The 20,769-nt window shown below is 35.7% G+C and carries 9 protein-coding genes and 1 pseudogene; 5 read left to right on the top strand and 5 right to left on the bottom strand.

Annotated elements, in window-relative coordinates; translation table 11 throughout:
* Together ACUTSE_RS17490 and ACUTSE_RS17485 are read right to left on the bottom strand one after the other, a co-directional pair.
* A pseudogene (locus ACUTSE_RS17490) lies at positions 1-3,188 on the bottom strand (hypothetical protein); the annotation flags it as partial.
* A gap of 1,297 nt (positions 3,189-4,485) precedes the next feature.
* The gene (locus tag ACUTSE_RS17485; protein ID WP_115090960.1) at positions 4,486-5,685 is read right to left on the bottom strand and encodes a pyridoxal phosphate-dependent aminotransferase; all 1,200 of its coding nucleotides are present in this window, start codon (positions 5,683-5,685) and stop codon (positions 4,486-4,488) included.
* A 208-nt stretch (positions 5,686-5,893) separates the two neighbouring features.
* Here ACUTSE_RS17485 and ccsA point away from each other — a divergent pair, with 208 nt between their 5' ends.
* The 4 genes from ccsA to ACUTSE_RS17465 all read left to right on the top strand — a co-directional run bounded on the left by ccsA (position 5,894) and on the right by ACUTSE_RS17465 (position 15,096).
* Positions 5,894-9,064, top strand: a complete 3,171-nt coding sequence (gene ccsA, locus ACUTSE_RS17480; protein WP_445641178.1) for a cytochrome c biogenesis protein CcsA — start codon at positions 5,894-5,896, stop codon at positions 9,062-9,064.
* A 513-nt stretch (positions 9,065-9,577) separates the two neighbouring features.
* On the top strand, positions 9,578-10,867 hold the full coding sequence (locus ACUTSE_RS17475; RefSeq protein ID WP_445641177.1) for a TolC family protein: 1,290 nt from the start codon (positions 9,578-9,580) through the stop codon (positions 10,865-10,867).
* A 1-nt stretch (position 10,868) separates the two neighbouring features.
* On the top strand, positions 10,869-11,981 hold the full coding sequence (locus tag ACUTSE_RS17470) for an efflux RND transporter periplasmic adaptor subunit (protein WP_115090966.1): 1,113 nt from the start codon (positions 10,869-10,871) through the stop codon (positions 11,979-11,981).
* A gap of 19 nt (positions 11,982-12,000) precedes the next feature.
* Entirely contained in the window at positions 12,001-15,096 is a 3,096-nt protein-coding gene (locus ACUTSE_RS17465; protein WP_445641176.1) for an efflux RND transporter permease subunit, read from the top strand.
* A 367-nt stretch (positions 15,097-15,463) separates the two neighbouring features.
* On the opposite strand, the gene ACUTSE_RS17460 is transcribed toward ACUTSE_RS17465, so the two are convergent.
* Positions 15,464-17,650, bottom strand: coding sequence for a glutamine synthetase III family protein (locus tag ACUTSE_RS17460; protein ID WP_002986199.1), 2,187 nt, complete (start codon positions 17,648-17,650; stop codon positions 15,464-15,466).
* A 449-nt stretch (positions 17,651-18,099) separates the two neighbouring features.
* A complete protein-coding gene (locus tag ACUTSE_RS17455) occupies positions 18,100-18,678 on the bottom strand; it encodes a hypothetical protein (protein ID WP_002986200.1) in 579 nt (192 codons plus the stop codon).
* Between the two features lie 228 nt (positions 18,679-18,906).
* Here ACUTSE_RS17455 and ACUTSE_RS17450 point away from each other — a divergent pair, with 228 nt between their 5' ends.
* Positions 18,907-19,989, top strand: coding sequence for a lipase family protein (locus ACUTSE_RS17450; protein WP_445641175.1), 1,083 nt, complete (start codon positions 18,907-18,909; stop codon positions 19,987-19,989).
* Positions 19,990-20,586: 597 nt separating this feature from the next.
* Here the strand turns inward: ACUTSE_RS17450 and ACUTSE_RS17445 are convergent.
* Positions 20,587-20,769 (bottom strand): hypothetical protein (locus ACUTSE_RS17445; RefSeq protein ID WP_445641174.1); only part of this gene is annotated, 183 nt, incomplete at its 5' end.

The raw sequence follows: 20,769 nt of genomic DNA, 5'->3' as shown, positions 1-20,769 counted from the left end.
TCAGCGATTTGGATTCCAGCATCAGCTAATAATTTAGCTGTTCCGTCTGTTGTTCCTGTGAACTCTAATCCGCCTGCTACTGATAAGTCTCCTTTTGTTGTTGCGATTGTATTCGCTAACTCATCTAAAGCATCTTTAACATTCGTTGATGTTAAACCTGAATCTGTATTGTCGTAACGAATATTATCTGAATTAATGTCAATTGTAGCAATTGGATTTCCTTCTGAATCTTTGAATACATAAGTTCCATTTGATTTAGATAAATCTTCCACAATTACTAAAGCTGGATCGATTGTTACACCTGTTGCTCCTGCTTTCGGTTGACCGTTTTCATCAATTTCCTTCTCGTTGTAGTATGTAAACGTTCCGTTTGCATTCTTTACTAATACCGTTACTGTTTCGTTCTCTGTAACGATTGTTTTGAATTTGCTATTGTCTACATTTACCCATGAATTTGTAGAAGCATCCCATTCTTGGAAAATTACATCTCCTGTTGTTTGATCGTAAACAATTTTAGTGAATCCACCAGTTGTCTCTGTCAAATGTGTAATGTAATCATTGATTGTAGGGTACGTGCGTCCATCAACTGTAATAGGTCCGTTTTTCACGATTTCCTCAAAGTTGTTTACTACACCACCTACTACATCAATTGCATAAATACCTGCTGGTAAGTTTGCAGCATCTACTGTTGTAGGAACTACTCCATCATTAGCAGCTAAATAAGCTTCTGATACATAGTATTGTTTGTCGTTTACTGTAATGATTGTCGTTTGACTCTCATTTGCTTGAACGATTGTTTCGAATTTGCTGTTGTCTACATTCACCCATGAATTTGTAGAAGCATCCCATTCTTGGAAAATTACATCTCCTGTTGTTTGATCGTAAACAATTTTAGTGAATCCACCTGTTGTTTCTGTCAAATGTGTGATGTAATCATTGATTGTAGGATACGTACGTCCATCAACTGTGATTGGTCCGTTCTTCACGATTTCCTCAAAGTTGTTTACTACACCTCCTACTACATCAATTGCATAAATACCTGCTGGTAAGTTTGTAGCATCTACTGTTGTAGGAACTACTCCATCATTAGCAGCTAAATAAGCTTCTGATACATAATATTGTTTGTCGTTTACTGTAATGATTGCCGTTTGGCTCTCATTTGCTTGAACGATTGTTTCGAATTTGCTGTTGTCTACATTCACCCATGAGTTTGTAGAAGCATCCCATTCTTGGAAAATTACATCTCCTGTTGTTTGATCGTAAACAATTTTAGTGAATCCACCTGTTGTTTGTGTCAAATGTGTGATGTAATCATTGATTGTAGGATACGTACGTCCGTCAACTGTGATTGGTCCGTTCTTCACGATTTCCTCAAAGTTGTTTACTACACCTCCTACTATATCAATTGCATAAATACCTGCTGGTAAGTTTGTAGCATCTACTGTTGTAGGAACTACTCCGTCATTAGCAGCTAAATAAGCTTCTGATACATAGTATTGTTTGTCGTTTACTGTAATGATTGTCGTTTGACTCTCATTTGCTTGAACGATTGTTTCGAATTTGCTGTTATCTACATTTACCCATGAGTTTGTAGAAGCATCCCATTCTTGGAAAATTACATCTCCTGTTGTTTGATCGTAAACAATTTTAGTGAATCCACCTGTTGTCTCTGTCAAATGTGTAATGTAATCATTGATTGTAGGGTATGTACGTCCATCAACTGTAATAGGTCCGTTATTCACGATTTCCTCAAAGTTATTGATTACGCCTCCTACTACATCAATTGCATAAATACCTGCTGGTAAGTTTGTAGGATCTACTGTTGTAGGAACTACTCCATCATTAGCAGCTAAATAAGCTTCTGATACATAGTATTGTTTATCATTTACTGTAATGATTACCGTTTGGCTCTCATTATCTGTAATGATTTTTTTGAATTTACTATTGATAACATTTACCCATTGTTGCGTTGCTTCATCCCATTGTTGGAAGCTTGCATTTCTATTTTGACTATCGTACACGATTTTAGTAAAACCACCTGTACTTTCAGTTAAATAAGTAATGTAATCGTTAATTGTAGGATATGTACGTCCATCTACAGTAATAGGTCCGTGGTTTACAAACTCTTGGAAGTTATTTACCACTCCGCCTACTACGTCAATTGCGTAAACTCCTGCTGGTACAGTTCCTGCAGTCCAAGCATCAATTGTCGCTTGTGTAGGTAATTGATTCGCTTGTAAATAAGCTTCAGCAATATAGTACTGTTGTTTCTTTGATGTATTAGAAACGATAACAGTTTTACTTTCGTTATCTGTAACAATCTTTTTGAACTTAGCATTGTTTACATTTACCCAGCTTTTTGTTACTTCATCCCATTCTTGGAAAATAGCATCACCAGTTGTTGCATCGTAAACAATTTTAGTAAATCCACCTGTACTTTCAGTTAAATACGTGATGTAGTCATTAATTGTAGGGAACGTACGTCCGTCTACATTAATAGGCCCTTGATTTACTACTTCCTCAAAATTGTTAACAACACCTCCTACTACATCAATCGCGTACACGCCTGCTGGTATAGTACCTGCAGTCCATGTGTCAATTGTTGCTTGTGTAGGAGTGTCATTAACTTGTAAATACGATTCTGAAATGTAATACTGTTGTTTCTTTGATGTATTAGAAACGATAACAGTTTTACTTTCATTCGCCGCAACGATATCACCAAAATTGATTTCAACTTTGTCTCCATCGGCATTGATATAATATAATTTATCCCCTTCATAAATTACATTACCTTCCGTATTTCTAACAATATTTTTGATAAGGTTTGTCACCTTATCACCTTCCATATTTAGGATATTTTCAAAGTTATTTACAACAATAGCTGGAATATCGCTCTCTGTTGTTAAACGTTGCCATGTATCAATATACCAATAGTAATAACCTGGAGTAACATCACTCACAGTTTTAATATTGAATACTAACAAGCTATTTACGTTTCCATTCTTGATCGTTTTAATATCTTTAGTGCTAGATAAAGACACATTAGGAATTAAAATTCCTCGATCACCTTCTTTAGCGTGAACTGTTAATTCAGCTGACTTATTTGGTGTTGATGTTCCAATACCCACCTGTGCGTTTGCTGATATTGCTCCCATAACAAGTGCAATTGGTATTAGTCTTTTTTTCATAACTTAATATTTTGTGTCGTATTATTCTTTATATATCTTTTCGGCAATTAAAACTAGACGTATTTTATAGAGGTCTACAATTCAATTTGTCCATTTTGTTACTTCTTCTATTCACATCAATTCGTTCCTTTTTGTTCTACTTGAACTCAAATTCAACCGATGCGATGAAACGCTTTTCACGCTATCATTTTTCTTTAACAAAAATCTCAATTATATATATAATACATGTTTCACATTATTAGCAAGGACTACATTCCAACAATATGAATCAATACTAAAAAACTAAAAATCAATTAGTTAATAAAAAGAAAAGAGTCAGTACGTTTCATTTTCTACACGTACGAAAAAAAAGTACAAAAACATGATATAAATCATATAAGTAAAAAGTCAATTCCGCTTTTTGTTGTTAAAAAAAGTAAAATACGAGCTATAGTCTTGCTTGAGCATCGAAAAACACAGGAAAAAAAGGAGAGAGAAATGTCCTTATTACACAACTTGTACTTGCGTTTTTTATTCCCTTATTTTTTCCTTTTCTTCAGAAAAAATAAACGACCTACAAATCCTTTTTTCTCTATAAAAGGAATAAATAGGTATTTCGCTCCAAAAACGACCTTCATATTTTAACGTTAGTCCATTTTTATTTATTTTAATACCTAAGAGACCTTGAACAAAACAATAATCAAGTAGCACGTCTTATTTTGCGTTTTTGTAGTTTTGATTCTTGAAGGATGGTTAAATTTATTTTCGATCTAATCCTGAAGAATAAAAACAAGGTACTTCTTTGTATCAAACGAATCTTGTGGAAAATGTTTTATTTTAGTTGTTGTGGAAAATAATCCACGTAATTTTTCCTACATTGAAAAGAGTAATTAAAAATTGAATACTTTATAGCTTGATGAAGGTAGCTTGTTTCCCATCTTATAAGGAAAAGAGGAGTTCAGGTAAATCACTTAAATGCTGAACGAGTTTAAGCTCAAGTAAACCTAAATTTTTGAGTTCATCACAAAAGAGATGATAGTTAAACCACAAAGGAATTAGAGCCTCTTTATACTACTATAGGAGTAGCTTTGTTCGAGTATACTTGGAGTATCCTAGGAGTATACTAGGGAAAAAGGCCTTTTTGTCGAAGGAATGTCGAAGCAAACTCCAAGAAAACTCCAAGAAAACTCCAAGAAAACTCCAAGGAATGTTCAAGGAAGTACAATCCTATCCTTTAGTTTCTACTATTTAAAGTTTGTATAAAACAAAAAAACCACGCCTAGGCGTGGTTTTCTTTTATACGATATAATAGAGATGATTATTTCTCAATCGTTTGATATACTTTTAATGCTTCTTTTAACACTTCAGCAGAGCGAATCAAATCTTCTTTCTTCAAGACATACGCCATACGAGCTTCATTTAATCCAACACCTGGTGTAGAATAGAATCCAGCAGCAGGAGCAATCATAACTGTATCTCCGTTTAAGTCAAATTCTTCTAACAACCATTTTGCAAAAGCATCTGCATCTTTTACTGGAAATTTAGCAACACAGTAAAACGATCCATTCGGAACCGTTACAAAAACACCGTCAATCTCTTGTAAAGCTTTGATGAAAACATCACGGCGCTCTCTGTATTCAGTGATTACTTCATCAAAATACGATTGTGGTGTATCTAAAGCTGCTTCTGCTGCAATTTGCTCAAATGTAGGAGGAGAAAGGCGCGCTTGTGCAAATTTCATTGCTGCATCCATTACCTCTTTGTTTTTAGAAACAATACAACCAATACGAGCTCCACACATACTATAACGTTTCGAAACAGAATCAATCATAATTGCGTTATTCGCTAACTCTGGCATACTCATTACAGAAATATGTTTGAATCCATCATAAGCAAATTCGCGGTATACTTCATCAGCAATTAAAAACAAATCGTGTTTGATTACCAAAGCCGCTAATTGCTTCATTTCTTCTTCTGAATACAAATAACCTGTTGGGTTTCCAGGATTACAGATTAAGATTGCTTTTGTTTTTGGTGTAATTAACTTTTCAAATTCTGCAATAGCAGGTAAAGCAAATCCTGTATCAATGGTTGACATTACCGGAACAATGTTCACTCCATTTGAAATTGAGAATCCATTGTAGTTTGCATAGAATGGCTCTGGAATGATAATTTCATCTCCAGGATCCATAGTGCTACCCAAAGCAAACATTAACGCTTCTGATCCACCTGTTGTGATGATGATATCTTGAGCATTTACATCAATTTGATGCGCTTGATAATACTTCGCTAATTTAATTCTATAGCTTTCAAAACCTGCAGAATGGCTGTACTCAAGTACTTTTATATCTGCATCTTTTACCGCTTGTAAAGCATCTACTGGAGTTTTAATATCGGGTTGACCAATGTTTAAATGATAAACATGATGTCCTTTTTGTTTCGCCTTTTCAGCAAAAGGAACCAATTTTCTAATCGGAGACTCAGGCATATGGATGCCTTTTTGAGAGATTTTTGGCATGGTTAATTTTTTATTAATTCACTAAATAGCGACCAAACCTTGTTGATTTTTTAATCATCGATCAAATGAGGTAAAGATCTTTGCAAATTTAGATTTTTTTACGCATAAAAAAAGTTATTTTCATTCCTAAATAATAAGTTAAATATACAGGTTTGCTGGGCATTTTGGTTATTTTTGTTCCATTATAAAAACAACGTATCAACAACTCATGGATAAAAAAATCATATCTTTTTTTTCCTCAACCCGATTAATGGCTGTTCTTTTCATCGTATTTGCAGTAGCCCTTGCCCTGGGAACTTTTATTGAGGATCGCTACAACACGACAACCGCTCGGATTCTTATCTACAATACCAAATGGTTTGAGTTAATCATGTTGATTTTCCTAATCAACTTTATTGGAAACATCAAACGTTACCGTTTACTATCCAAAGAAAAATGGTCCACTTTTATGCTGCATGCAGCCTTCATCTTGATTATGATTGGGGCTTTTATCACGCGATACATCAGCTTTGAAGGGATGATGCCTATTCGCGAAGGAGAAACAGCGGACAGTATCTTTTCAGACAAAACCTTCTTAACGGTTATGGCGGATGGAGAATACGAAGGAGAAACCAGAAGACGTACATTTGAAATGGATCAATACTTTTCACAAGTAACTGACAACCATTTCAAAATGAAAAAAGACTTCAACGGAATTCCTTTTGAAGTTGAATATAAAGACTTTATCATGGCTGCGGAAGAAGTAATTGAAGCAGATCCCAATGGTACAAACTTCTTAAAACTAGTAGAATCTGGAGATGGCGAACGCCACGAACATTACCTAGAAGAAGGAAAAGTAGCAAGCATTCACGGCGTTTTATTTAGTTATAACGTTCCTACAGATGGAGCAATCAATATTTCTACTGAAAATGGCGAGTTCTTTATCGATTCTCCTTTTACAGGAAATTACATGAAAATGGCAGATCAATCGACTGGAGATGTAGCTGCTAACGAGAAACAACCTTTAAACTTCCGTTCACTTTATACGATGGCAGGTACTCAATTTGTACTACCTGAACTACCAATGAAAGGAAAAACAAAAGTAGTTTCTAATGGTAACTTTAAAGACCTCATGACTACTGATGCCCTTATTGTTACTGTGCGTTCTCAAGGACTTGAAAAAGAAGTCATCTTGAAAGGAAAAGCAGGTAGAATGGGTGAACCTCAAGCAATTCAATTGGGGGATTTAGAGTTTACTTTACTCTATGGAAGTAAAGTTTATACCACACCTTTCCAAGTGCGTTTGAATAAATTTATCGCAGATAAATACCCTGGTACAGAAAAGAGTTATTCTGCTTTCGAAAGTCAAGTAACTGTTTTAGATGGTGAAAACTCTTTTGATGCACGTATTTATATGAACAATATTTTAGATTATCAAGGATACCGTTTCTTCCAAGCGCAATTTGACCCAGATGAAAAAGGGACAATCCTATCTGTAAACCACGATTTCTGGGGAACTTGGATCACGTATATCGGATATTTCTTCTTATACGTAGGTTTAGTTTGGATTTTATTCGACAAAAACTCGCGTTTTGCTGACTTAAAACGCAAATTAAATAAAGTAAGAGACAAAAAAGCGTCGATGTTGACTCTACTTGTTCTTTTATTCTCTGTTGGAGCTTCAGCTCAACATATGCATGCGCCTGAAAAACCAAGTGCTGCTGTTATTGATTCAATCATTCACGCCAATACGATAAGCAAAGAACACGCAGCTAAATTCGGTTCTTTAGTAATTCAAGATTACGGTGGACGTATGAAACCAATCAATACCTTCTCTTCTGAGTTATTGAGAAAGGTGTATAAAAAAGAAAATTACCAAGGATTAACTCCGGATCAAGTCTTCTTATCTATTACGCAATTTACTGTTGCGCAACAAATGGAAGGTGCTCCTAACTTTTGGTATTTCGCTCCTATCATTGAATTACAAAGAGGAAATGATAAAATCACAGAAGTTTTAGGTTTACCTAAAGGTACAAAACACGCTTCATTTGTTGATTTCTTCGATGAAAATGGCAATTACAAAATTGTAAAATACGTAGACGAGGCAAACCACGCGAGCGTGAAAAATAAATTCCAAACTGATTTCTTGGATTTGGATGGTAAAGTAGCTTTATTAAATGCAGCTTTTACAGGTAGAATGTTAGCCATCTTCCCGATTCCAAAACACGATAACGATAAATGGATTTCTCCTTTAGAGTTAAACGAATCAGGTATGACGGGTATGGATTCTACTTTTACAAAGAATATCCTCTCTCGTATGTATGTTCCTGCTTTATTTGAAGCGAAACGTACAAGTGATTACACGAAAGCAGAAGAATACTTAGAACACATCAATACGTTCCAGCATTCGTATGGTAAAAATGTAATGCCATCAGACAGTAAAATCAAATTTGAAATTTTATACAACCAATACGATATTTTCAAAACGTTGTATAAATACTACATGATGGTTGCGCTTTTCTCTTTCATATTTATCATTTGGGTGATTTTAAAACCAAATAAATTTGCGAATAAAGCGATCAAAGTAGGTCATTGGTTAACCCTTGCCTTATTTGTTATCCACACGTTAGGTTTAGCGGTACGTTGGTATGTTTCAGGACACGCTCCTTGGAGTGACGCGTATGAATCAGTAATCTATGTCGCTTGGGCAACTACCCTATTTGGATTGTATTTCGGTAAGAAATCAGAGTTAACCATTGCTTCAACGGCTTTCGTTACGGGAATGATTTTATGGGCTGCCCATTTAAACTATATGGATCCTGCAATTTCAAACTTACAGCCTGTATTAGACTCTTACTGGTTAATTATCCACGTTGCTATTATTGTAGCGAGTTATGGACCATTTACACTGGGAATGATTCTAGGGATTGTTGCATTAATCTTGATGATCTTAACCAACAGTAAGAACAAAAAGAAAATGGATTTAAACATCAAGGAATTAACCTATATCAATGAAATGGCGCTTACTGTTGGTTTAGTGCTCTTGACAATAGGAAACTTCTTAGGTGGTCAGTGGGCCAACGAAAGTTGGGGACGCTACTGGGGATGGGATCCAAAAGAAACATGGGCATTGATCAGTATTATGGTATATGCTTTTGTTATCCATGCTCGTTTAGTTCCTGCAATGCGCGGTACGTGGATTTACAACGTATTTAGCATTGTTGCTTACTACGCGATTATGATGACGTATTTTGGAGTAAACTTCTACTTAAGCGGATTACACTCATACGCATCAGGTGATAAAGTAATTACACCAACAATCATTTGGTGGTCTATTGGATTTGTAAGTGTAATCAGTATATTATCTTTCATTCAATACAGAAAACATTTAAAGAAATAATTTTATTTCTAAACATAAAAGAAAGCCTATTACCGCTCGGTAATAGGCTTTTTTATTTTCCCTCTCTCCTATTTCGCTACTGAATTGTAATTTCCTCCTTATCCTCTTCTTTCGATTCAGTACAAGAAAAACACTTCACCAAAAAAACGAGCTAAATTAACCTAACAGCAGCCAAAAACCCTTCAACATTCAAGGTAATCTTACACCCCAATACTTGCACATATAGACGCTCTTAGATTAAATTGTTAAAAATATTTAACTTGTATTTTATTTTATACAATTTTTAAAATTAACTTACATATTAAATCTTTATTTCACATAAAAACAAATATAAAACAAAGCATAATATGTAATTTAATCAACAATTTATCCTTACTGGCATACCTTTTGTTTATCTACCTAAAAATAGCAGGATAAAGAAGTTCTAATCGAATTCTAATCTAGTTTTAATATCCTATTAATGCGACTCCAAAGTCCCTATAATATGAGGAATGTAATTTTGAACCATAAATTATGAGCAAGATGTTTAGACGTGTACTAACCTTATCTATTTTAGTTCTTTCTACGTGTATTTCACAAGCACAAGAAAAAAAGCAAGCACTAAAATTGAGCAAAGAAGAAATAGAGACTTTATTTCTAGAGCAAAATTTAGATCTATTGGCTAAAAAATTGGAAATCTCTCAAGCAGAAGCCCAATTGATTCAGGCTAGATTATGGCCAAATCCTACTTTTGAAATTTCAGAAGTCAATGTATGGCGCACCACAGATATTGAAGAGCAACCCATTATCTTCGGTAATTGGGGAACTTCCCAGCAAATTTCTCTTCACCTTGAACAGGAAATAGAAACTGCAGGAAAAAGACGCAAGCGCATTGATCTTCAAAAATTGAGTATTGAAGAACGCCAAACGGATTTTGAAATCGTTTTACGCGAATCCAAACTTTCCTTGCGCAATACCTTAACATCTATTCAAGTTTTACAGCAACAGCAAGAAATTTACCAAAAACAAATTGACAATACCAACCTCTTGATTACAAGCTATAAAAATCAGCTGAACCAAGGGAATATTAGTCAAAGTGAATATATCCGATTAAAAGCAGCTCAATTGCAATTCAAAAAAGAATTAGTTGATGTTTCGAAGGAATTGGAAGAGGCTTTGAAGGAATTGAAAAATTTCATCAACATTGGAACCAATACGCCGATTTACGTTACTAATGAGCTAGACATACCTAATAAACTGGTTAGTGAACTACAAATTGAAGATTGGATTATTCACGCTCAAGAACATAGGCCTGATATCATGCTCAATGACAACCTCATCAATCAAGCAAAAAAACAGGTAGAGATTGAAAAAGCAGAGCGTACACCCAATATCACACTAGGGGTTGATTATGATCGAGGTGGAAATATTATGCGCGATTTTGTTGGTTTCGGACTTTCATTTGATCTTCCCATATTTGACCGCAACAAAGGCAATATCAAAGAGGCGAAACTAGGGGTTCAAATTGCAGAGTTAGAGGCTAAAAACAAGAAAAATGAAATTGCCAATGACATCATAGAAGCTTTGAGAAACTATACACAAGCACAAGACTTATACAACCAAATTGATGCTGATTATGAACTTCAACTAGATAGACTACTGGAGGCTTATGTCAAAAACTTCCAAAAAAAGAACGTCAGCATGATTGAGTATTTAGATTTTGTAGAAGCTTATGTGGACAACAAAAATATTCTACTCGAAACTAAAAAGGAATTAAACGAACAACTAGAAAATTTACAATTCGCTATTGGAAAAGATATTTAATATGAAAAGCATCAAAACATTCTCAAAACATACTATTGGCTATGCTGTTTTAGCTGCATTGACCTTATCGGCTTGTAAACAACAAGAAGTAGCACCACAAGCCCAAGATTCTTACTGTATTCCAGAAGAAATTGGCAAAGGCTTAAACTTTGCTAAAGTTACACAACGTCCCATTCAACGCACAATGAGTTTAAATGGAACGGTGGAATACAACCAAGATAAAACCATCCCTTTTTACAGTTTAGTAGAAGGAATTGTGGTAAGTGCTAAATTTTCACTAGGTGATTTCGTCAAAAAAGGACAATTATTAGCCGAAATTAGAAGTACGGATTTAAACGAATTCAAAACCGAGTTACGTGCAACAGAAGCAGAATTAAAAGTAGCTAAACGCGAACTAGAATCGGTTTCATCCATGTACCAAGATGGTATTTCTTCTCAAAAAGAATTACTAGAAGCGGAAGAAGATGTACAGGTATTGGAAAGTAAATTGCGATCAGCAAAAAGCAATTTATCCATGTTCAATGGTCAAAATAAAGAAGGAATATATCAAATCATTGCTCCGCAAGATGGTTATATCGTAACCAAAAGCATTGTAACAGGGATGACTATCACCGACACGGATGAACCATTGTTTACCATTGCCAATTTAAACGATGTATGGATTTTAGCCAATGTATATGCAACTTCTATGCGTTATGTCAACCTGAATGCAGAAGTACAAGTGAGTACGCTTGCCTATCCCGATGAAAAATTTAAAGGGCACATATCTAACATATCACAGGTATTTGATGCAGAAGAGCGTGTATTGAAAGCGCGTATTGTGTTAAACAATCACGAGATGAAATTGCGTCCAGGTATGTCTGCAGAAATTCATTTATTGATTGATGACAATCAAGGAGAGGCTTTAGCGGTACCTAATAATGCTATCATTTTTGACAACAACCAGAATTATGTTGTTGTGTATCAAGATAAATGTCACCAAGAAATTCGCCAAATCACACCGCTGACTAAAAACCAAGAATACACCTATATTCAAGGGGGTGTACAAGAAGGAGAAACGGTGATTACCACCAATGAATTATTAATTTACGAGCAATTAAACAATCACTTGTAATCCAAAAGAGAAGTAAAACATGCAAAAATTTGTCAAAAATATTGTAGCCTTTTCCCTCAAAAACACGTTCATCGTTCTTTTTGGCGTACTGTTATTGTTGTTTGGTGGAATTTATAGCTACATCCACACGCCTATTGAGGCCTTTCCTGATGTAACTAATACCCGCGCGCGTATTATTACACAATGGCCTGGACGTAGTGCTGAAGAAATAGAAAAATTTATTACCCTACCGATTTCGAAAGAGATGAATACGATTCCCAATAAAGCGGAAGTTCGTTCCATTTCACTTTTTGGATTATCTGTAGTTACGGTTATATTCAATGATGAAATCGATGATTTCTATGCGCAGCAATATGCGTCAAACCGCATGGGAAACGTCAACCTACCCGATGGGGCTGATTTCGAAATTGAACCTCCATCCGGAGCAACGGGCGAGATCTTTCGCTATATTATCCAAAGTGACTTACCGATTAAAGAGGTTACCTCCATACAAGACTGGGTAGTCGAAAGAGAATTATTAGCTGTACCTGGTGTAGCTGATGTGGTGAGTTTCGGTGGAGAAGAAAAGATATTCGAAATTCAGATTAACCCAACGGAATTAGTCAATTATGGCCTATCTCCATTGGATGTTTATGAAGCGGTAGAAAAGAGCAACATCAACGTAGGAGGAGATGTTATTCAACGCGGTGATCAAGCTTATGTCGTTCGCGGGGTAGGATTATTGGACAATGTAGAAGACATCGAAAACATCCTCATTGAGGTAAAAGGCAATACGCCTATTTTAGTTAAACACGTAGCTAAAGTAGAAATCAATGCGAAACCGCGCTTAGGACAAGTTGGATACCAAGATGAAAACGATGTGGTTCAAGGAATTGTCGTGATGTTACGCGGGGAAAACCCAAGTGAAGTAATCACCAACCTCAAAGCAAAAATCGACGACTTAAACGACCGTATTTTACCTAAAAATGTAAAAATCGTACCGATTATTGACCGTACTGATTTAGTCAATACAACGGTTCATACGGTAACTAAAAACTTAATTGAAGGGGTTTTATTGGTATCCGTTATTGTATTTATCTTTTTATACAATTGGCGTACCACTTTTATTGTAGCCACTGTTATTCCTTTGTCTTTCTTGTTTGCTATCATCATGCTAAAAATCCAAGGATTACCAGCCAACTTAATCTCTATGGGAGCTTTAGACTTTGGTTTACTCTTGGAAGGAACGCTGGTGATTGTTGAGCATGTCTTTGTTGGACTGGAAAAGAAGGCCCAGGTTGTTGGCATGAAGCGCTTCAATAAGATGTCTAAATTAGGAACCATTCGAAAAAGTGCGAGCAGCGTAGCGGGGTATATTTTCTTTGCTCTTTTAATTCTAATCGTAGCCTTGATGCCTATTTTCTCTTTTGAAAAAGTAGAAGGTAAAATGTTCTCGCCACTTGCGTTTACACTAGGATACGCCTTATTAGGTTCTTTAATCTTAAGCTTAACCTACGTGCCTGCCATGTGTAAGCTCCTTTTAACGAAGAATATTGAAGAAAAAGAAAACTTCGTTTCTAGATTCTTTAAAAACTCTATTTATAAAATGTTCAACTGGAGTTTTTATCACAAAAAACTAACGTTTGCCTTATTTGGTTTAATCTTAGTCGTTTGTGGGGTGCGTTTTCACTACTACGGTTCTGAATTCTTACCGAAACTAAATGAAGGTGCCATCTATATTCGCGCTACTTTACCGAGTAGTATCAACTTGAATGAATCGGTTCGTTTAGCGAACGAAATGAAAGGTATTTTACGCGATTTTGAGGAAGTAAAATTTGTATTAACTCAAACAGGACGTCCAAATGATGGAACGGATCCAACGGGATTCTTTAATATTGAATTTCACACCCAACTAAAACCTGAAAGCGAATGGAAACGCTCCATTTCTAAAGATAAGTTACTGGAAGAAATGCGTGTTGCCTTAGAGAAATACCCTGGAATTAACTTTGGGTTTAGTCAACCGATTCAAGATAACGTAGAGGAATATGTAGCTGGTGTGAAGAGTTCTTTGGTTATTAAAATATTTGGCGACAATCTTTTTGATTTAGAAAAATACGCCACTCAAGTAGCTAAAAGTATCAAAGATGTACCTGGAGTTACCGATTTGAATATATTCAAAAATATTGGTCTTCCTGAATTGCGCATCTCTTTGAGCGATTCTAAAATGGCAAAATACGCTGTTACAACGGCAGATGCACAAGCTGTAATTGCGATGACCATTGGTGGTCAGGCAGCGACAACTTTCTATGAAAACGAACGTATGTTTGATGTTGTCTTGCGTTTTGACAAGGATTACCGTGACTCCGCAGAGAAAATTGGAGATATTCTAATTCCGAGTTTAGATGGCAAACAAGTGCCGTTAAAAGAGATTGCAACAATTGATTATCATACAGGGCCTGCATTTATCTATCGCGAAGGAAATAGCCGCTATATTGGTATTGGTTTTAGTATTGAAGGCCGTGATTTAGGTAGTACAATTGCGGAAGCCAAAGCAAAAGTGGAAAAAGAAGTGCAATTACCGGCAATCAATAAAATGGAATGGGCAGGGGAATTTGAAAGTAAAGAAAGAGCGGCGAAACAGTTAATTTTGGTTGTTCCGGTTTCTTTAGTACTGATCTTAATCTTGCTATACTTCAATTTTGGCAATGTAAAAGATACCGCAATTGCTTCCTTAACCTTACCTTTTGCCTTTATTGGTGGGTTTATTTCACTATGGGTAACGGGTACAACGTTTGGAATCTCAGCAGGTATTGGGTTTATTATTCTATTTGGGGTATCGACTATTGATGGTATTGTCCTAATTGGAGTAATGAAAGAAAACCTCAAGAAGCGAATGTCTTTGGAAGATGCGATTCGCGATGGAGTAAAAAGCCGTATTCGCCCCGTTATCATGATTGCTCTTATGGGATCTATGGGATTACTTCCTGCGGCATTATCTAATGGCATGGGATCTGAAATTCAAAAACCTTTAGCGATTATGATTGTTGGAGGATTAATCATCGGAATGATACTAGCCTTTACTATTTTGCCTCAAGTGTTTTATTGGGCGTATAGAAATGATAGAAAAGGGAAATAGGTTATGAGATTATGGTTATGGTTATGGGTTAGAGGTTATGGGTTAGGGGTTAAGGTGATGAGTGATAACCGATAACTGATAACTGATAACCGATAACTGATAACCGATAACTGATAACCATTAACCATTAACTAAAAAAGGATGACTTGCGATTGCAAGTCATCCTTTTTTTTAATCTATGATTTACGATTTTTGTCTGTATGTTACCTTGAGGAACGAAAGGTCGTATCCTAAACTTCCATACATTTTATCGGTTTGGTTATCGTTTTGTCACATATTTCTCATCTCCCATTTTTTTCACCTATATTATACTGGTTTTGGTGTTCGATGAATCTACACTGCGTTCCGATTTTCCTTCTCCAATCCATTAATTTGTAAACAACAATTCACGGTATTTGGTCAATGTCCACAATTCGTTATCCACCATCATTTCTAATTTATCACTGTGGTAACGAATAATATCGAAATAAGGTTTTACTACATGGCAGTACATCTTCGCTTGTTCTTCGATATCTTCAACGGCATTCGCAATTTTACGTTGATCTACCATTTCTGCTACTTTCGTATTAACTTGAGCAATGTGGAACGATATTTTCTTCAAAATACGCATTTGCTCTTCTGCATATTCTCTGTATTCTTCTTCTCCGAAAATTTCCTTTAATCCTTTTACATTCTCAATAACCAAGTTTTGGTATTTAATAGCTGTAGGAATTACGTGATTCTTAGCGATATCTCCTAAAACACGTCCTTCAATTTGGATGCGTTTTACATATTCTTCTAACTCAATTTCGTAACGTGCTTCTACTTCTACTTTCGTCATTACTTGCATTTCTTCAAATACAGCAATCGACTCTGGATATACTTTCGCTTTTAATGCTTCTGGTGTAGTTTTATGGTTGCTTAATCCGCGTCTTGCAGCTTCTTCTTCCCATTCTTTACTATATCCATCTCCTTCGAATAAAATACGCTCACTTTGTTTGATATATTCGCGTAAAACGTTGAAAATAGCTTCGTCTTTTTTCAATCCATCTTGTTCCACCAAGCGATCTACTTCTATTTTGAATTCTTTCAATTGTTTTGCAACAATCGTATTTAAAACAGTCATCGGACCCGCACAGTTTGCTGTTGATCCAACCGCTCTAAACTCCCATTTATTTCCTGTAAAGGCAAAAGGAGATGTTCTGTTACGATCCGTATTATCCAACAATACATCTGGAATTTTTCCTACTACATTTAATTTTAAATCTGTTTTTTCTTCTGGCGATAGTTTACCATCGGTTACTTCTTTCAGCTCTTCTAATACTTTAGTTAACTGTTGACCAATAAATACAGATACAATCGCAGGAGGTGCTTCATTTGCTCCTAAACGGTGGTCATTACTCGCTGAAGCAATTGCTGAACGCAATAGCTCTTCGTTGTCGTTTACCGCTTTAATTGTATTGATAAAAAACGTCAAGAACTGTAAGTTACTCTTTGGCGTTTTACTTGGGCTTAATAGGTTAATTCCTGTATCTGTCGCTAAAGACCAGTTGTTGTGTTTTCCTGATCCATTTACTCCTTTGAATGGTTTTTCGTGGAATAACACTTTGAAATGGTGTTTCTCTGCCACTTTTTTCATCACATCCATCAATAATGAGTTGTGATCCACTGCTAAGTTAATTTCTTCAAAAATAGGCGCTAACTCAAACTGATTTGGTGCAACCTCATTGTGTCTTGTTTTTACTGGAATACCCAATAAGATACAGTGGTTTTCTAAATCGTGCATATAGTTTAATACACGCGTTGGAATAGAACCAAAATAATGGTCATCCAATTGTTGTCCTTTTGCAGCCGTGTGTCCTAATAAGGTTCTACCTGTTGTTAGGATATCTGGTCTTGATGCAGCTAAAGCAGCATCAACAAGGAAATATTCTTGCTCCCAACCTAAAGTTGGTGTTACTTTTTTTACGTTTTTATCGAAATAACGCGCTACTTCTGTTGCTGCATCATCAATTGCATTGATAGCCTTTAAAAGTGGCGTTTTATTGTCTAAAGCTTCTCCTGTATACGAGATAAACACGGTTGGAATACACAAAGTAGAACCAAAGATAAATGCAGGTGATGTAGGATCCCAAGCAGTATATCCTCTTGCTTCAAATGTATTTCGGATTCCTCCGTTTGGAAAACTAGAAGCATCTGGTTCTTGTTGTACCAATTGACCTCCGTTAAATTGTTCTACAGGATCTCCATCAAATTGTGTTTCGAAAAAAGCATCGTGCTTTTCTGCTGTTGTTCCTGTTAAAGGTTGGAACCAGTGTGTATAATGTGTCACTCCTTTAGAAAGTGCCCATTCTTTCATCCCTAATGCGATGTAATCCGCTAATCGACGGTCAATCTTAATGCCCAGTTGTGCATTTTTTACCGCCTGATAGGCTTCGGGTGTCAAAAATTGGCGCATCGATTTGTCATTAAAGACATGATCACCAAAAATTAATGATTTTCTACCCAGTTCTTCTACCTTCACAGCACTTCTTGAGGCTGCTTTTTCAATTGCTCGAAAACGAAATGTTGACATAATTACACTTTTTAAAGGGACACCCCCTATTTTGATGACACAAAAGTAATAAAAAACACAAAAAACAACACTACACCCCCTCTTTTTTTTATGTATTTTTTTTTATTTAATCAATCTTCTCTTTTATAACGACATTTTTTTACTGATATCGGAGTCATTTTTCTATACCTCTATTTTCAATAGGACTATCCAACCTATCTCCTACTACAAAAAAGGAATACTGTTCATTTCATTTGTCTCCTATATAGTATATCTTTTCAATACGTACCAAGCAAGTACGGTCTTTACTACTTAAAGAAAAGGATTCAATCTTCACTAGTACTTCGATAGACTGAAACTTCCTTTGCTTTAAGCTTTGCTTATACTATAAATTAAAAAAGACGTCCCAAAACATAAGGCTACAAAAAAAGCGATACCGAATCATCGGTATCGCTTTCCTTATTTTTTTATTACATTTTTTTAACTGGTGAGTTAGTCAAATTATACTTTAAAAGTAATTCATCATAACTCAACGGAGCTACATCCTTGGATTGAACCGCTGCGTTTCTCTGAATCGGATCCTTTCCTGCAACATAAACCACTCTAAAAATCATATCCGTCACATAACCTGGATTGTTTTTATCGCCCGGTATTCCATTAAACATACCTAAAGGAGCCGTTGCACGTGCTACAATTTCAAAATCATCTAATCCAAAATTATAGATATACTCTAATTCCTCGTCTTTTTGTGTTGTAGTATTCTCTACAAAATAACGCATCGGTAAAGGCGACCATATTGGATCTCCATTCTTATCCGTTTTTTCTAACACATAAACAAAAACAGCATCTCCCAAGTATACCTTCGTTGGGTGTTTTACAATTTGACTTGCAATATTTGCATTTAAATTTTGATTAAAATTTAAATGATACTCAAATACATTTGCAATTTCATTTCCTCCTGGAGGTCCCTGTGGTCCACGAGGTCCTTCACAACTTACTGTAAACAAAGCTCCAAGTACTACAGTACATACTAATATCAATTTTTTCATAAGATTTTCTTTTACCTTTTTCAAATGTATCGTTTAATTCATAATTAGAATCCTCCGTTAAGACATTTTTAGCAATTTAAACCACTATAAACCTAACAAAATCTTCTTTTATATTTCTAAAACTAAGATTCTTTTAGCAAAGAAAAAAACAAATTCCTAAAAAACGTATTTAATCACTTCAATCCTGTAATTTTATAAAGTAATTATTTTTAAACTAGAACGAACACCATGAGAAAACTCGCTTGTATTTGTTTTGCCTTTTTAGGTCTCTCTTCTTATGCTCAACAATTAAAACCTACAGTAGAGGTACAAGAGATTAAAAATAGCTTGCACTTGGCTCAAGATATTCAAAAACCATTTGCTACAGACTCCTTATATCAACTCACTCATTACAAAAATCTGTATCGCTCTCCTGAAATGGGATTAACGAACCAATGGGGACTCTATTATAATGAAGAAAAGCAAGTAGCTGAAATGGTTATTCGTGGATCTGTTAACCGAGGCATTAGCTGGTTGGCTAATTACTACGCAGCTATGCTTCCTGCTAACGGAACCATTTACCTTACTCCGGATCAACCTGTGGCCTATCAATTCTCAGCGGATGAAAAAGCCAGTGTTCACGCAGGATGGGCCATTGCATCGGTTTATTTGTTACAAGACATGAAACCTAAAATAGATAGTTTATACCAAACCAATCACAAAGAAATCATCATATCTGGTCACAGTCAAGGAGGAGTAATTGCCTATTTAATTACAGCTCAACTAAAACAGTGGCAAAAGCAAGATATCCTTCCTAAAGATATTCGTTTTAAAACCTACACCTTAGCAGCTCCTAAACCTGGAAACCTGTATTTTGCTTACCAATATGAAAAGGAAATGAATCAATGGAGCTACTCTGTAGTCAATACCCAAGATTGGGTTCCGGAAGTACCTCCTACCACACAACGCTTTCAAGACTTCACTCCTATTAGTCCATTCAGCCAAGATAATATTGACAAAGCCATTAAAAAAATCAGCTGGCCGAAAAGATGGTTTGCCCGCGGAATTTATAATCGCGTCAACAATCCTACGAAGAAAAGCGTAAAACGCTATGCTAAATTACTCGGCCCGTTTTTATTCAAACAAATCCAAAAAACATTACCTGAGTTACAAGAACCTGTATATCGCCAAGAAAGCAATTACAACCGTTGTGGGAATCCTATTGTCTTAGATGGTTTACAAAATGAAGCTTATCAAAAGAAATTCAATAATCCAGAGAATACAATGTCTCACCATTTACCGAATGCTTATTTGTACTTGTTGGAAGAATAGATTTCTTGTTTTTTGTGAGGTTTGTTCTTTGCTTTTTCGTGAAATCGTAGATTTTATCGATTAAAGAGTAATGTTACATAAAAGAGTTATCGGTTATGAGGTTGTGAGGTTTGCTCTTTGTGAGGTTTGCTCTTTGCTTTTTCGTGAAATCGTAAGTTTTATCGGTTAAAGAAGAATCTATCATCATCTCGTAATCTGCATCCAGTATATCTTCCCGACGAAGGAGGGGCCGCATCCGTCACTCAACACTAGTTATTCCCGTTCAGTAATAGGTGAGCGCTGGATACGACCCTTCCTGCGTCAGGGAGATTACTATTCGTGAGCGCAATCGGACTGGTAATTCCTTATAAAAAAGCAATAAACCTTCTATCACAGCGAATCTTGCAACTTCACAAAAAACAAAAAAGCGACCTACCTATCATATAAGTTATGAGATAATCTTTTTCATAGCAGATAATAGAAAACCAATTTACTTAAAAGCGTAAAACACCTTTACAACAGACAATTTACCCCCAACGCAAGTCAAATAAAGAGCGTCAAATATTTGAAAAGGATGTAAAAATAAAAGGTGTTTGAGCGTAGCGAGTTCTTTTATTTTCAGCCTTGAAAACTAATTTGACCTTTATTTGGGTTAGTTGAAGGGGTTTTTGTTTCTTTTTTACCCTTTAAAAAAGAAAGGGGTTGTGAGGGTTGCTTTTTGTGAGATTTATCGATTAAAGAAGAATCTATCATCATCTCGTAATCTGCACCCAGTATGTCTCCCCGACGAAGGAGGGGCCG

The sequence above is a fragment of the Myroides sp. TSA_177.3 genome, from assembly GCF_052691955.1.
Note: the sequence above shows the minus strand (reverse complement) of the source record. Positions and strands in the feature narration are given on the sequence as shown.